The sequence below is a fragment of the Corallococcus exercitus genome (genome assembly GCF_042231735.1).
In the GTDB taxonomy this organism is placed as follows: Bacteria; Myxococcota; Myxococcia; order Myxococcales; family Myxococcaceae; genus Corallococcus; species Corallococcus exercitus_B.
In genome coordinates, this window is sequence record NZ_CP102577.1 from 3,531,231 (window position 1) to 3,546,211 (window position 14,981).

The window sequence follows — 14,981 nt, forward strand, 5'->3', positions numbered from 1 at the left end:
AAGCCGCTCAGGCGAGCCGGGCGAGCAGCCGCGTGAGGGACACCTCCGTCTTCGCGTCCGCGATGTCCCCGCGCCGGCACGCCTCCAGCACCGCGGAGAGCGGCCGCCACTGCAGGTGGATGCCCTCCTCCAAGGGAGAGCCGTCCCCCTCCACCTCGCCCTGCTCCACGCCGGTGACGTCCACCGCGGCCGGGAAGACCTTCTCCGACAGGATGCCCGGCGCGAGGAAGAACGCGCCGCCCAGCAGCTGGATGTCCTCCGGCCGCACCGTGTAGCCCGCCTCCTCCTTCACCTCCTCCGCCGCGCGGCGGCGGAGGCCCTCCTCGCCCTTGTCGGACGGCTCCAGGAGGCCCGCGACGATCTCCTCCACGCGCAGATAGCTCACCGTGTCAGGGACTGTCATGGACGCGGTCTGCTCGCGGCGGAAGTACGCCGCGGGGCGCAGGTTCATCCGCGTCAGGACTTCCACGTTTCCGTCCGACGCACGGCGGTAGATGAGCACCGACACCGCATCCAACCGGGGACGGTCCACCACATCCACGCGGTACACCGGAGAGGAGGACCCGTCCGCGCGCCGGTTGCGGCAGCGCAGCCGACGCACCCGGAGGAAACCCTCGTCGCAACGCGCCGTGGCGGAGAAATCCTCGATGATCTCGATGTCAGTCACATTGGAACTGCTGGGACGCATGTCTGCCTGCTCTCCTGGTACCCTGGTAGGTGGAGGTGCCACGGTGGCGTTGCTTGCCCGTGCACCCTTGATCCCGTAGGTTGCGCCGTCCTCAAGTCGTCACTCCCTACGAATCACGGATCCGTCACGAATGTGTCGCGCACTGCTCGGCCTCTTCTGCGCCTGCGCCCTGGCTCTCGCCTCGTGCATGCCTGTGCTGGAAGGCCAGGACTACCACCTCGAGGGTCAGGAGGTGCGGCTTACCCTCCTTCATACCTCTGACATCCACTCGCGGCTCGTGCCGTATGACTTCACACCGCTGAAGACGGACCAGGACCTGGAGCTCATCCCAGAGGCCGGTCCCTTCGGCGGCGCCACGCGCATCGCGTCCATCCTCAAGCGCGAGCGCAAGAAGGGCGACCGCGTCCTGCACCTGGACTCCGGTGACTGCTTCCAGGGCGCGCCCATCTTCAACGTGAACACGGGCGAGGCGGAGTTCCGCTTCCTGTCCGAGTCCCGGCTGGACGCCGCCGTGGTGGGCAACCACGAGTTCGACGCGGGCGCCCTCAACTTCGTCCAGAAGGCGCGCAACTTCGCCAACTTCCCGCTGCTGGCCGCCAACTACTTCTGGGACGACCCGAAGGCGACGGGCACCAACGGCGCCGCCATGGTGACCGCCCCCTACACCATCCGCACGGTGAAGGGCCTGCGGGTGGGCGTCATCGGCATGGCGAACATCTCCTCGCTCAACTCCATCGTGGAGGGCGGCAACAGCCTGCAGGTGACGCCGCTGGAGCAGAACGAGGCCGCGCGCTCCTACGTGGAGCTCCTGCGCCCGGTGACGGACCTGATTGTCATCGTCAGCCACCTGGGCCTCACCGAGGACCAGGATCTCATCCAGGGCTACGAGGCGTACTATGAGTACGGCCGCGCGAAGCCCTTCATCGAGCGCTCGCACGACGCGTGGAAGGTGCTGGAGTGGTTCGGTCCTGAAGGCAACGACAAGTCGGTGGTGCGCGTGCACATCGCGGGCGTCAGCGGCATGGACGTGATCATGGGCGGCCACCTGCACGTGGTGCTCAACCCGCCGCAGCTGGTGACGGACCCCAGCGGCCGCAAGGTCGTGCTGTCGCACTCGGGCGCGTTCGCCAAGTACGTGGGCCGCCTGGAGCTGGTCGTGAAGATGCCCTCGCAGCAGGGCGAGGCCGAGGGCGCGGAGGTCATCAGCCAGGACTACCACGCGTTCCCGGTGGACGGCCTCTGGTGCAACGAGGCGATGCGCAAGTACCGCTTCGACGACAACATCTTCTGGGATCCGGGCAAGTTCATCGAGGCGCCGGGCGTGCGCGACGCCATCGCGGAGTGCGCCCGCCTGGAGGACGCGCCGACGACGGACCTGCTCGTCCCGTACCTGCTGGGCATGGACGTGAAGCTGCAGCTCACCTCCATCTTCTCCTACGCCCCCCTCGACGTGCAGCGGCGCAACAACTCCAACGGCGGTGACTCGCCGCTGGGCAACATCGCCGCGGACTCCATGCGCAAGCGCAACCGCGTGGAGGCGGAGATGGCGCTGACCAACTCGCTGGGCATCCGCGACAACCTCTACGCGGGCGTCGTCACGCAGGAGTCGATGTTCAACGTGTTCCCGTTCGAGAACACCATCAACATCATGTACCTGTCCGGCGTGGAGATGCAGGAGATGTTCGACTTCGTCACCGAGCGCTCCGCGGAGCGCGGGTGCGTGAGCCAGGCGCAGATCTCCGGCGCCCGCTTCACCATGGACTGCGCCCAGGTGCAGCTCAACGACCTGCGCATCGCGTGCACCCCGGCCACGGTGGCCACGGACTGCCCCCAGGAGAACCGCGAGGGCCACGCGCCGTGGCAGTGCCTGGAGGACACCGCCGGTTCGCGCTGCTGGGCGCACCCGGGCATCGACATCCAGATCAACGGCCGGCCGCTGGACACCAACGGCACGTACAAGGTCGCGGTGAACGACTACATCGCCAAGGGCGGCTCCGGCTTCACGGTGCTCAAGCGCAACACCACGCGCATCGAGACGGGCATCAGCCTGCGCGACTCGCTCATCGGCTACATGCAGGGCTTCTGCAGCTGCAAGGACCTGCTCGAGGGCAAGGAGACGTCCAGCAACGGCACGCGCTGCGGCTCGCTCGTCAACGGCCAGTGGACGGTGGATGAGAAGACGCTGAACTCGTGCAAGGTGTCGGACGCCTTCGAGAAGGCGCTCGACAAGACCGTGGGCAGCTGCTCCTGCCGGGACCTGCTCAAGGTGCCCGCGGACGCCACCGAGCAGCAGAAGGCCATGGCCCAGTGCGGCCTGCCGGACATGACGAAGGAGGCGGCCGTGGCGGAGTGCGCGCTGCCGCAGGGCCCCTACACCGGCCGCTGCACCTGCCGGGACCTGCTGACGGGGGGCAACCCCACGTGCGGCAACATGACGAGCCAGCTGCGGTCGTTCTGTGAGAAGCCCACAGCCATGCCCATCGCGAGTGCCATCGAGGATGGCCGCATCGGGCGGAGGGTGAAGTGATGAAGCGACTCTTCCTGCTGTCCACGCTGGCCCTCGGGGCCGGCTGCTACACGAAGGAATCCGAGACGCCCACCGGGCTCACCTCGTTCCGCGTGGAGGTGACCAGCATCACCACCGGTGATGCGCCCGGCACGCTGCTGCCGGTGGTGAACGCGTGCGCCGCGCAGTACGGCAACGACCAGGCGGCGGTGCCGCCCACGGTGCGCGGCACGGCGGACTGCCCCTACACCCTGCCCCGCTCGGACGTGGACATCGGCCTGTCCATCACCGCGCTGGACGGCAGCGGCGGGGAGATGACGTCCTTCAACGGGCCGGTGTCCTTCCGGGTCATCCCGGGAGACCTCACCGGTGACTACGGCAAGCGCTGGGCCCAGCTCACCAACGGCAAGGGCACCGGCAGCGTGCGCGTGGCCCACCTGTACGGCGAGACGCACGTCTGGGTGGAGGACCAGGACCTGGAGCTGGACTACGCCGACGGCGGCGTCGTGGGCGACCTGGCCCAGCTGCCCCAGGAGCCGGAGGTCCGCACGCTGGCGACGGGGCTGAGCAAGGGCATCCGGTTCGAGGAGCCCGCCCTCTCCACCATCAACATGCCGGAAGGCGGCTCGGAGACGAGCGTCTTCATCAAGCAGTTCATGCGCGTGGGCCGCAACCCGGAGGCCGGCGAGCCGCTGACGCAGAACTGCGACCCGTCCGACCCCAACAACGGCAAGCAGATGATGCTGCTGGTGACGGGCACGGACTCCAGCGGCTTCTACGTCACGGACATGACGGCCTGCCGCGTGCTGGAGAAGAGCGTCCCCGGCGCGAACATCCAGACCGCGGAGCCGGACGGCTACAACCCCGGCCGCTTCAACAGCATCTACATCTACAACTACTCCTTCCCGGAAGGGCTGGACTCCGGCGACCTGCTCTGGACGCTGTCCGGCACGGTGGCCGAGTTCACCAACACCACGCAGATGAGCTTCCCCGCGTGGACGCTGCGCGAGAACGTGCGCCTGCTGCCCCAGGACCAGTGGAAGAAGTACCTGGACCAGGTGCCGCCGGTGGAGGTGAGCGGCCGGCTGTGCGGCTACAGCGGGTCGCCGTACCTGGACGACATCCTGTGCGGCTACAGCTACAAGAACTACAAGATGGAGAGCCTGGAGTCGTCGCTGGTGAAGCTGCGCCGGGTGAAGTTCCCCAAGGTGTTCCGCAACTGCGACGCCAACGGCAACAACGAGATGCCCATGTTCTGCCCGGCGGGCAGCGGCGCGTCCCGCTCCTGGCAGAACTGCTTCGCGGAGCCGCCGGATGATCCGGACCTGCCGGAGCGCCAGTGCATCATCGACTGCACGCTGGGCATTGGCGAGTACGCCGGCACCATCTGCGCGGAGAAGACGACGTACACGAACTTCGGTCAGTTCGTGGTGGAGATGAACGCCACCGGCCCCGCGTCCCTGGGCATGGACGAGTCCGTTCCCAACCGCATCATGAGCGTCACGGTGGGCAACACGTCCGTGCGCCCCTCGAAGATGCTGCCCGAGGGCTACCGGCTGAACATCCTCTGCAACCAGCCGGTGCGCGCGCGCTTCGGCGGAGACAACGTCACGGTGGACCAGACGGGCACGCTCATCGCGGCGAACACCCGCTTCGAGTACACCCTGCAGGGCTCCGAGGTGACGGTCGCGCTGGTGCGTGACGCCACCGCCACGGCCAACGCCAGCTGCAAGGTCGCGCCGGACACGCGCTCGCGCATCAGCCTGCAGATCAAGGACGCGGTGCCGGACCTGAACCCGGACTGCAACGAGAACGACGCCGACGCGGCGAAGGCGCTCCAGTGCCGGCAGCTGCGCGCGGCCACCTTCGACGTCGTGGGCCACCTGAAGCACGTGGGTCCCGCGCGTCCGCGCTGGAACGTCCTGCCGAGAGATCAGGACGACCTGTGCTGCTATCCCGGGCCCGGGATGGAGTGCCCGAAGCCCATCAAGCCGTGCCCGTAGTCGCCATTCATCTTTGAGCAGTCGCATTGAGCGCCCCGGCGGTATGCCGGGGCGCAGGGAGGAGCGGTCTCCCCCGGACCGCTTCCTGGAGGGAATTTGAAAACGTTGCAGACGCTGGCCCTGACGGGCCTGACAGCCCTTTCCGCGCCCGCTTGGGCCGGGGACTTCGTGGACACCCGTTTGTCGTTCGTCTTCGCGGACGACAACGTGCTCGCTGGAGCGGGAGAGACGACTCCCAACAGCCCCAACGCACGCTTTGGCGCGGGCAACCAGAACACGCAGTTCTACGACAACTTCAACACCCGGTTCTCCGGCTTCGAGTCACTGTCGAACGTCGTGCTCTACAAGCGCATGCCGGCGTTCTTCGAGGGCCTCACCACGGAGGCGGCCCTCACGCTGCTGGTGCTGGAGCGCCCGTCCGGCGGTGTCGACATCCTGGACAACTCCAGCTACGTGCGCCTGAACTACCAGCCGCCGGGCTGGGGTGAGAAGGAAGGCATCTCGCTCACCGGCTTCCCGGTGTCCGCGGACCGCTTCCGTCTGGGCTACGCGTACCGCATCTCCTGGGGTGGCAGCCCCATCTTCACCAACCGCGCCACCGCGGCGGGTGTGCCGGGCGCCAAGTTCCAGGTGACGCGGGACCGCTGGTACGCGTACGTGGGCGGCAAGACGGCGCTGGTGCTCAACGACCTCATCCTGGAGCAGGAGACGCTCTACGGCGTGATGGCCGGCGCGGGCTGGGACATCCTGGAGACGCTGCGCGTGGAGGCCGGCGGCGGCTACTTCCAGAAGGGCATCGTCCCGGGCCTGGCGAACCAGTCCATCGAGGCGGGCGTCAACGCGGCCGGCGTATCCGGGCAGGTCGTCTACCACGTGGGCGTGCCGGTGGGCACGAGCGTGGACTTCCGGCTCTACAAGAACGACCCGGAAATCTACCAGCGCTTCTTCGCGCCGGAGACGTATCCGGGTGGCCTGTCGTACTCCCTCTCGCTGGAGGGCAGCTACCTCACGCAGACCCTGCAGGACCCGGACAAGTTCGGCGCCACCAAGCCCCAGGGCGCCGTGGCGCTCGCCTTCCAGGGGCGCGCGAAGCTGAACCGGTTCCGCTTCAACGCGCTCGCGCTGGTGCGCAGCCTGTCCTTCATCCAGTTCGACGTGCCGGGCTTCCCCCCGTTCCAGGACTTCCCCACGGGCACGGTGCTGAAGCCTGAAGTCTTCGGCGCGGTGGGCGTGGACTACAACATCGCGAGCCTGCACCTGACGCCGGGCTTCATCATCGGCGCGCAGCAGCCGGCGTCCTTCCGCAGCCCGGTGCCGCTCGTGGGCGGCAGCAACCCGCCCCCCAGCCTCACCGGCACGCGCACGGTGGTGGTGCGTGACGCCAACCAGCTGAGCATCCTGCCCAGCACCTGCGGCGGCTCCGGCGCCTGCGAGGCGGAGCTCATCTGGTCCGCGAAGGCCACGTTCCGCTGGGACCTGTCGGAGACGGTCGCGGCGGTCGGCGAGGTCTACTACACGTACGACACCAACCGGACCACGTTCGAGGACGACGTGACGGGCATCGCGCAGCCGAACTTCGAGAAGCCGCACGCGCTGGGCTTCAACACGCTGCTGCAGGCGCGCTTCTAGGCCGCCCTGCCCTCCTGGCTGTCACCCGCGGGGCCCGCCGTTTCCACACGGCGGGCCCTTCGTGTTTTCAGAAGGCGGACGTCATCCGCACCACCTCGTCGAAGGCGGTGAGGCCCTGCGCCAGCTTGCGCACGGCGGCCTCGCGCAGCGTGCGCATGCCGCTTCTGCGCGCGGCCTGCACCAGCTGCTCGTAGGGCGCCTCGCGGGCGATGAGCTCGCGCACCTCGCGGGTGGTGGAGACGATTTCGAAGACGCCGGTGCGGCCGGAGAAGCCGGTGCCGCGGCAGCGCACGCACCCCGCCCCCCTGGACAGCTTCACGCCGCCGGGCAACAGCGGCAGGGGCGCCTGGAGGGCCAGCAGCTCGTCCGGCGTGAGCACGGCTTCTTCCGCGCAGTGCACGCAGACGCGGCGCAGGAGGCGCTGGGCCATGACGCCCAGCAGGCTCTGCGCCAGGAGGAAGGCCGGCACGCCCAGGTCCTTCATGCGCGCCACCGCGCCCAGCGCGTCGTTGGTGTGCAGCGTGGAGAGCACCAGGTGGCCGGTGAGCGCGGCCTGGAGCGCGTTCTCCGCCGTCTCCGCGTCGCGGATTTCGCCCACCATGATGACGTCCGGGTCCTGGCGCAGGATGTGGCGCAGCGCCCCCGCGAAGTCCAGGCCCACCTTGGGCTGCACCTGCACCTGGTTGAAGGTGTCCCACACCATTTCGATGGGGTCCTCAATCGTGGTGACGTTGACGTCCGGCCCCGCCACCGCCTTGAGCGCGGAGTAGAGCGTCGTCGTCTTGCCGCTGCCCGTGGGGCCCGTCACCAGGATGAGGCCGTGGGGCTGATCGATCCACGACTCGAAGTGGCCCTTCTCGTCCGGCTCGAAGCCCAGCTGGGCGATGTCCTGCACCAGCGTCTCCGGGTCGAAGATGCGGATGACGACCTTCTCGCCGAAGGCGGTGGGCAGCGTGGAGACGCGCAGCTCCACCTCGCGGCCGTCGCGCTCCGTCTTGATGCGGCCGTCCTGGGGGCGGCGCTTCTCGGAGATGTCGATGCGCGCCAGCATCTTCACGCGCGACACGATGGGCGGGTGCACCTGCGCGGGCAGCGAGTACACCGGGTGCAGCACGCCGTCGATGCGCAGGCGCACCACGGCGGTGGCCCGCTTGGGTTCGATGTGGATGTCCGACGCGCGGTTGTCGAACGCGTAGCGCAAGAGGTAGTCCACCGCCTGCACCACCGGCCGGTCCGACGCCTCCAGCTCCTGCGTGCCGCTGAGCGACACCAGCTGCTCGAAGTTGGCGACCTGCGACTGCGAGTCGCTGAAGTCGTCCGCCGCCTTCGCCAGCGTCTTCTTGAAGCCGTAGATGTCCGCGATGGAGCGCAGGATGTCCGTCTTCGCGGACAGCACGGGCTCCACCGGCTCGCCGGTGAGGCGGTGGAAGGACTCGAAGAGCTCGCGGTCGAAGGGGTTGGCCACCGCCACGCGCAGCCGCCCCTGTTCGGTGCGCTCCAGGGGCAGCAGCACGTGCTTCTGCGCGTAGGGCCGGGACACGGTGCGGGTGGCCAGCGCCATGTCCATCTTCAGCGGGTCCAGCTTCCGGTAGGCCAGCCCCGAAGCGCGCGCGGCGGCCTCCGTGATGCGGTCCTCGTCCAGCACGCCCCGCCCTCCCGGCGCGGGAATCTGGAAGGCGGCCACCACCTCCACGGGCGACACGTCATAGCGGGCGGCGTCCTTGCCCGTCCCGCCCTGCGTCTTGAGGACGCGGGCGCGCGCGGCGGGCTCCCGCGCCAGCACCTCCTGCGCCTGCTGAGGGGTCAGCAGGCGCTGGGCCACCAGGGCTTCCAGCAGGAAGCCCAGGGTGAAGTCCGTGGCGCTGCGCGAGGGGCCGTTGCTTCCGGGGGGAGCCGCCTGGGTCAACCGTTCCTCCTTCTGCGGGTGGCCAGGAGCAACACCCCGAGCCCCACGAGGAATGCCGCGGACGTGGGGGCGCTCTGGCAGCCGCAACCGCCGGGGCTGTTCGTCGAGTCATCCGTGCCACCGTCCACCGGCGGGGGCGGCGGCGTGCCACCGTCACCGCACAGGGCGCAGGTGCCGCCGTCCGTCTGCGCGTAGGGGTCCTCGCACTTGCCGCCGTTGCCGCAGAACAGGCCGTTGGGGCAGTCCTGGTTGGTGCGGCAGGGGGCGATGCAGGCGGTCCCTTCCGCGAACGGCACGCACTGGAGCGGCGAGGAGCAGGTGCCCGCGCCGCAGTCGCGGAAGCAGAAGCGGTCATCGCCGGTGCCCGCCGGGCGGCAGGTGTTGCCGGGGCTGCACGTGCAGGTGGACACCGAGCACGGCTCCGCGCACACGCCCTGCGGGTTGCCGTTGAGCTTCAGGCACTGCTGGTTGGTGCCGCACTCCGAATCCTGGAGGCACGGGTCGCCGACGTTGCGCGTGCCCGTCTTCTGGGCCACGCAGGCGTGGTCGCACGAGCGGCAGGCGTAGTTGCCGCCGCAGTCGTTGCTGGTGGCGCAGTCCGCGACGCACACGTCGCCCCCGTTCTCAGGCAGCGTGGTGCAGGTATAGCCCTCGCGACAGTCGCCCTTGCCCGGGCGGCAGTTCTTCAGACAGCGCTTGCCCACGGAGCCCACCGTCGTGCACGTGGAGCCGGTGGGGCAGTCCGCGTTGGCGACGCAGGACTCCGTGCAGTAGCCCTCCGTCCACGCCGGGAAGGCGGTGGTCTTGTCCGCGTCCGTGAGGCAGCGCGAATCCGGCGCGCCGCACGTGGACGCGCTGGTGCAGGGGTTGCCCACCTTGGTGCCCGTGCCGAAGGGCTCTGGCAGACACGCGGACTGCGCGTTGGGGACGAGCGTGGACGCGACGCACTGGTAGGGCGCGGGACAGAAGCCCGGCGTGCCGGTGGGGCAGGCCTTGGAGCAGATCTTGAGATTCGCGCCCGTGGTGGTGGACCGGGTGGTGACGCAGGTGAGCCCCGCGCCGCACGCGGTGGTGTCACACGGCGAGCCCACCGCGCCCGTCTGGGGGTAGTGCTTGCAGAGCGCGCCCCTGTCGTAGGACGTCAGGGTGCGCCGCTGGAGGCCGGGGTCCAGCGAGAAGTACATCACCGCGTCCGTGTAGAAGAACGTGCTGCCCAGGCCCAGGCAGTGGCCCACCTCGCGCATCACCGCCGTCTGGATGTCGATGAAGCCCGCGGGCGTGGGGGAGAGCGTCGTGAACTTGTAGCTCACGGCGTTGAGGAAGATGTCGCACTGGTAGACGTAGCCGCTGTGGCGCAGCGGCACCGCGGCCGCCACGCTGTCACCGGCGTTGAGCACGTCCTTGAACTCCGTGCTGTTCGGGTCGGTGACCCAGATGGCGGAGACGCTGAAGCCGTCCAGCCGGTCGTTCACGTCCGGGATGGGGACGATGGTGGAGCGGCCCTTGTACGCGAAGGCGGGCCACGCGCAGTCCACGTCCTGCCAGGCCTGGAACGCCTTCTTCACCGCGTCTTCCACCAGGGACAGGTCATTGCCCGCGGGGGTGCCGTTGCGCGCGTCCAGGTAGTACGGGAACGGGTCCTGGCTGTTGTTGAGGACCCAGTGGTCCAGGAACTGGTAGTCCTCCTGCGTCTGGGCATGCGCTGTCGCGGCCAGCGCCAGCAGTCCAAGGAGGAAGACACTCCGCTGCGACCCACGAATCATCACCCGCACCTCGTCGCGTCACGTCCGCACGGGGCGCCTGCCTGGCGCCCGGACGTCACCGGGCGGACAGTCTACCCGTGAACGGCGCGGACGGTGGCATCCACCAGCGCTTCGGGCGTGGGGCGCTCGGCGACGGCGGCCACGGGGATGCCCAGCTGCGTCAGCGCCGTCGCCGTGGTGGGGCCGATGGCGACCACCTTCGCGGACGTCAGCGGCTCACGGCCCACGCCCTCCACGAAGGCCTCCGCGGTGCGCGGCGAGGCGAAGAGGACCACCTGGGGCGGGGCCTCGGCCAGCTGGGCCAGGGCCTCGGGTTCGACGGCGGCGGCCGCGCTGCGGTAGGCCGTCACGCGCGTGACGCGCACGCCCAGGTCGCGCAGGCCGTCCTCCAGCTCCCGCCGCCCCTCCTCCGCCGCCGGCAGGAGCACGTCGTCGTCCGGTCCCAGCACGTCTCGCAGCGCGGTGAAGAGGGCGGCGCCGGTGCCCTCGTGGGGTTCGGCCTCCACCTTCAGGCCATAGCCCTCCACGGCCCGGGCGGTGCGCGGCCCCACGGCGGCCAGCTTCACGCGGGACAGCCGGTCCAGCGTGCCCGCGAGCCGCAGGGCCTCCACGAAGGACTCCACGGCGGAGGGGCTGGCGAACACCACCCAGTGGTAGCGCTGCACGTGCTCCGCGGCGGACGCGAGCGGACGGGGGTCCTCCGGCGGGTGCAGCTCCAGCAGCGGCAGGCTGAGGACGTCCGCGCCCTCGTCCTCCAGCAGGAAGCACAGCTCCTCGGCCCGCTCACGGGGGCGCGTCACCAAGATTCGGATGCCATCCAGTCGCCGGTCCACGGCCGGCACTCTAGGCGCGGGACGCGCCGTCGCGGCGGCCGAAATCGCGCAGGATGTCTCCCGCCCCGCGCGACAGCAGCTCCTCCGCGAGCGCCTCGCCCAGCCGCTCCGCTTCCGGTACGGGGCCCTTCACCTCGCCCCGCACCACCAGCGAACCGTCGGGCCGGCCCACCAGGCCGCGCAGGTACACCTGGCCGCCCTCCACCGTGGCGTGGCCGGCCAGCGGCACCGTGCAGCCGCCCTCCAGCTTCGCCAGGAAGGCGCGCTCGGCCCGCACGGCGTCGCGCGTGAGGGCGTCCTCCAGGGGCGCGAGCAGCGCGCGCACGTCCGCGTCCGCCTCGCGGCACTGGATGGCCAGCACGCCCTGCCCCACCGCCGGCAGGCTGTCCGCCACCGGCACCACCTGGGTGATGTGGTGGTCCAGGCCCAGGCGCTTGAGCCCCGCCGCCGCGAGCATGGCGCCCGTGAGCTTCAACTCGCGCGTCTTCTGCAGGCGCGTCTGCACGTTGCCGCGCAGGGAGACGATCTCCAGGTCCGGACGGCGCGCGCGCAGGATGCAGCTGCGCCGCAGCGACGACGTGCCCACCTTCGCGCCCGCGGGCAGCATCGCCAGCGTGTGCCCGTCCGGGCTGCAGAACGCGTCGCGCGGGTCTTCGCGCGCCGGCACCGCCGCCAGGATCAGCCCTTCCGGGAACACCGACGTCATGTCCTTGAGGCTGTGCACGGCCACGTCCGCGCGGCCGTCGAGCAGGGCCTGCTCGATCTCCTTCACGAACAGGCCCTTGCCGCCCACCGCGGACAGCGGCGCGGACAGGAAGCGGTCGCCCTCGGTGGTCATCTTCACCAGGGTGACCTCCAGGCCGGGGGTGCGCTGGGTGAGCAGCGAGGCCACGTGATTCGCCTGCCACAGCGCCAGCGGGCTCTCCCGCGTCGCGATGCGCACGGTCTTCATCGCCGGCTCCCGGTGGCCACCACCGTGTTGCGCGCGTCCGTCGGGGGCACGGCGTCCTCTTCCGGAGCGGCGATGGCGGCGGCCTCCGCCTCCGTGAGACCGAACAGCTCGGCCGCGGCGCCCGCCAGCCGGTTGCCCTCACCCTGGGGCCCCACGGCGCGCAGGCGCGCGGTGGGCTCATGCAGCAGCTTGTTCACGATGGCGCGTCCCATGGCCTCGATGCTCTTCTTCTGCTTGTCGGTGAGGCCGTCGCCCAGGCCCAGCAGCGTGCGCTCCACCTCCGCGCGGGCAATGGCCTCCGCGCGCTGACGCAGGCGGGCCAGCACGGGCATCCCGTCGCGCAGCGCGCGCTCCCGGGCGAAGCGCGCCACCTCCTGCGCCACCAGCCCGCCCGCCTTGTGCGCCTCTTCCGCGCGCGCGGCGGTGTTGTCCGCGACGAACTTCTGGATGTCGTCCACGTCGTACGCGTGCACCCAGTCCAGCGTCCCCACCGCCGGGTCGATGTCGCGCGGCACCGCCAGGTCCACCATGAACAGCGGCCGTCCCTTGCGGGCCTTGCCCAGCGCGCCCACGTTGTCGCGCGTGAAGAGGGGCACCGGCGACGCGGTGCTCGTCACCACCACGTCCGCGGCGGCGAGCAGCGTGAAGAGCTCCTCGAAGGGCCGCGCCACCCCGCCCACCTCCGCCACCAGCGCTTCCGCGCGGGCGAGGGTGCGGTTGGTCACGATGAGCTTCCCGGCGCCCGCGTTCTTCAGGTGCCGCGCCGCCAACTCGCCCATCTCCCCCGCGCCCACCACCAGCACCGTCTTGTCCTTGAGCCCGTCGAACACCTTGCTCGCCAGCTGCACGGCCGCGGACGCCATGGACGTCGCCGCGCGCCCCACCGCCGTCTCCGTGCGCACGCGCTTGGCGCAGCCGAACGCCGCCGCGCACGCGCGCGTCAATTCCCCGCGCACCGCGCCCGCGCCCTGGCCCCGCTCGAAGGCGTCCTTCACCTGCCCCAGGATCTGCGCCTCGCCCAGCACCATGGAGTCCAGGCTGGACGCCACGCGGAACAGGTGCACGAGCGCCGCCTCGCCCTGGTGTTCATACAGGTGCTCCAGCGCCTCCGCGCCGCCCAGGGAGTGCAGCGTCTCCCGCGCGCGCTCCCGCGCCATCTCCGCGCTGGGGGCCGCCAGGTAGACCTCCACGCGGTTGCACGTGGACACCCAGAGCGCTTCGACAGGCGCCTGGGCCAGGCGCTGCAACACTTCCGTCTGCCGGGCTTCGGGCAATGCCAACCGCTCGCGGACGCCCAGGGGCGCGGTGCGGTGGGACACGCCAATGCAGATGAGTTCCATGGCTACGGCATCCCCGGGCCAGCGGCCGACAGGTCGTAGGACGACAGGAAGGAGACCAGCACCAGGCAGAAGCCGGCCATGGTGAGCAGCGCCACCCGCCGGCCACGCCAGCCAGCGAAGATGCGTGCGTTGACGAGCGCGGCGAAGACCCCCCAGGCGACGAACGTCGCCACCTGCTTCTTGTCCAGGTTCCAGGCGAGCCCCGGCACCGTGGTGACGAACAGGGCCCCCGTCGCCAGCGTGAGCGACAGCGCGATGAAGCCCCACACGACGAGCCGCCGGTTGAGCGTGTCCAGGAACTCCAGGGACGGCAGCCGGGAGAAGAGCAGCCCGAAGTGCTTGGCCTTCACCTCCCGCTCCATCAGCACGTACATGACGCCCACCCCGGCCGCCACGCCGAAGGCCGTCATGCCCAGGAGCGCGATGGTGACGTGCACCGGCAACAGCGGCTGGCGCACGGCCGCGGGCAGCGGCGCGGGGCCGCCATGCATCAACATGCCGATGAGCAGCACCGCCACCGCCAGCGGCGTGAGGAACGCGCCGATGACGGGCTTGCGGTAGCGCATGTCCAGCGCCAGGAACAGCGCCAGCAGCAGGAAGGCGAAGGTGGACATGCCCTGCGCGGGGCCCACCAGCCGGCCTCCCTGCGCCCCCAACAGCTCGATGAGGGCAACGCAATGCATCAGCAGGCCCGTGCCCACCAGCACCCGGCCGGTGACGGCGAGCACCTGGGACTGACGGACCAGGAAGGCGAGGTAGACGAGCGCGGCCAGGCCGTAGGCGTGGCAGGCAAGCGAGACGAGCGTATGGCTCATGGCGGCAGGCTCATAACCCCGGCCGAGGAGGCATTCACTCCTGCCTCAGCCCATTTTATTGAGAATGAAGGCCGCCAGCAGGTCGGTCTCCGAATTGGGTTTGCGCTCGGGGGCGGGCGCACCCACCTCTGTCACATAGCCCGGAACGACTTCGTAGGCCGAGTCCCCGACCAGGATGGAGTCGGCCATCTGTTCGGCGCCCAGCCGGCCGAGCTGCTCCTCGGTCTTCACCCGTGACACCAGCTGATGGGTGTCCTCACCCGACACCAGCTGCACGACGTGGACGGCGGGCGTGAGCGGCCAGTCGCTCCCTCCGTCGGCGGAGACCACCAGGCGGCCCTCGCGCAGGTCTGCTTTGTCCGCCAGCGCCCACTCCTCGAGCTGGGCCTGGGACAGGAAGAGCTTCGTCACGCCCTCCAGCCTACACCAGCCTCCCGCCGGAGCGGGCCTGGAAATGGGGGTGCAACCCCCGGCGGCATGCCGCATCCGTCTCCACGGGGGCGGCCCGGCCTCCCCGCGCTGGAGGCTCCTCCTTCAGGCACGGGC

At 70.3% G+C, this 14,981-nt stretch carries 11 protein-coding genes; 3 read left to right on the plus strand and 8 right to left on the minus strand.

Annotated features, from left to right (window positions below):
• Nucleotides 1-7: 7 nt before the first annotated feature.
• Entirely contained in the window at nt 8-688 is a 681-nt protein-coding gene (locus NR792_RS13590) for an NUDIX hydrolase (RefSeq protein WP_375760464.1), read from the minus strand.
• Between the two features lie 187 nt (nt 689-875).
• Between NR792_RS13590 and NR792_RS13595 the strand changes: the two genes are divergently transcribed.
• The 3 genes from NR792_RS13595 (at nt 876) to NR792_RS13605 (ending at nt 6,826) form a co-directional block, all read left to right on the plus strand.
• Nucleotides 876-3,215 (plus strand): bifunctional metallophosphatase/5'-nucleotidase, encoded by a 2,340-nt coding sequence (locus NR792_RS13595; RefSeq protein WP_375760465.1) that lies wholly within the window; start codon nt 876-878, stop codon nt 3,213-3,215.
• Complete coding sequence (locus tag NR792_RS13600) at nt 3,215-5,197, plus strand: hypothetical protein (protein ID WP_375760466.1); 1,983 nt, start codon at nt 3,215-3,217, stop codon at nt 5,195-5,197. Before NR792_RS13595 ends, NR792_RS13600 begins: the two co-directional genes overlap by 1 nt.
• 96 nt (nt 5,198-5,293) lie before the next feature.
• The gene (locus tag NR792_RS13605; RefSeq protein ID WP_375760467.1) at nt 5,294-6,826 is read left to right on the plus strand and encodes a hypothetical protein; all 1,533 of its coding nucleotides are present in this window, start codon (nt 5,294-5,296) and stop codon (nt 6,824-6,826) included.
• A 67-nt stretch (nt 6,827-6,893) separates the two neighbouring features.
• Here the strand turns inward: NR792_RS13605 and NR792_RS13610 are convergent, their stop codons facing one another.
• The 7 genes from NR792_RS13610 to NR792_RS13640 all read right to left on the minus strand — a co-directional run bounded on the left by NR792_RS13610 (nt 6,894) and on the right by NR792_RS13640 (nt 14,921).
• A complete protein-coding gene (locus tag NR792_RS13610) occupies nt 6,894-8,732 on the minus strand; it encodes a GspE/PulE family protein (RefSeq protein WP_375760468.1) in 1,839 nt (612 codons plus the stop codon).
• The gene (locus NR792_RS13615; RefSeq protein WP_375760469.1) at nt 8,729-10,495 is read right to left on the minus strand and encodes an MYXO-CTERM sorting domain-containing protein; all 1,767 of its coding nucleotides are present in this window, start codon (nt 10,493-10,495) and stop codon (nt 8,729-8,731) included. The genes NR792_RS13610 and NR792_RS13615 overlap by 4 nt, the downstream gene beginning before the upstream one ends.
• A 71-nt stretch (nt 10,496-10,566) precedes the next feature.
• A complete protein-coding gene (locus tag NR792_RS13620) occupies nt 10,567-11,328 on the minus strand; it encodes a uroporphyrinogen-III synthase (RefSeq protein WP_375760470.1) in 762 nt (253 codons plus the stop codon).
• Nucleotides 11,329-11,338: 10 nt separating this feature from the next.
• The gene (hemC, locus tag NR792_RS13625; protein ID WP_375760471.1) at nt 11,339-12,280 is read right to left on the minus strand and encodes a hydroxymethylbilane synthase; all 942 of its coding nucleotides are present in this window, start codon (nt 12,278-12,280) and stop codon (nt 11,339-11,341) included.
• Entirely contained in the window at nt 12,277-13,620 is a 1,344-nt protein-coding gene (gene hemA / locus NR792_RS13630) for a glutamyl-tRNA reductase (RefSeq protein ID WP_375760472.1), read from the minus strand. The genes hemC and hemA overlap by 4 nt, the downstream gene beginning before the upstream one ends.
• A 2-nt stretch (nt 13,621-13,622) precedes the next feature.
• Nucleotides 13,623-14,435, minus strand: coding sequence for an inner membrane protein YpjD (locus NR792_RS13635; protein WP_375760473.1), 813 nt, complete (start codon nt 14,433-14,435; stop codon nt 13,623-13,625).
• A gap of 45 nt (nt 14,436-14,480) precedes the next feature.
• Nucleotides 14,481-14,921, minus strand: coding sequence for a hypothetical protein (locus NR792_RS13640; RefSeq protein WP_375760474.1), 441 nt, complete (start codon nt 14,919-14,921; stop codon nt 14,481-14,483).
• Nucleotides 14,922-14,981: the final 60 nt, after the last annotated feature.

Coding starts and splice junctions, on each gene's coding strand:
- NR792_RS13590 (WP_375760464.1), bottom strand. CDS start 688: ATGCGTCCCAGCAGTTCCAATGTGACTGACATCGAGATCATCGAGGAT.
- NR792_RS13595 (WP_375760465.1), top strand. CDS start 876: ATGCCTGTGCTGGAAGGCCAGGACTACCACCTCGAGGGTCAGGAGGTG.
- NR792_RS13600 (WP_375760466.1), top strand. CDS start 3,215: ATGAAGCGACTCTTCCTGCTGTCCACGCTGGCCCTCGGGGCCGGCTGC.
- NR792_RS13615 (WP_375760469.1), bottom strand. CDS start 10,495: ATGATTCGTGGGTCGCAGCGGAGTGTCTTCCTCCTTGGACTGCTGGCG.
- hemC (WP_375760471.1), bottom strand. CDS start 12,280: ATGAAGACCGTGCGCATCGCGACGCGGGAGAGCCCGCTGGCGCTGTGG.
- hemA (WP_375760472.1), bottom strand. CDS start 13,620: ATGGAACTCATCTGCATTGGCGTGTCCCACCGCACCGCGCCCCTGGGC.
- NR792_RS13635 (WP_375760473.1), bottom strand. CDS start 14,435: ATGAGCCATACGCTCGTCTCGCTTGCCTGCCACGCCTACGGCCTGGCC.
- NR792_RS13640 (WP_375760474.1), bottom strand. CDS start 14,921: ATGCGGCATGCCGCCGGGGGTTGCACCCCCATTTCCAGGCCCGCTCCG.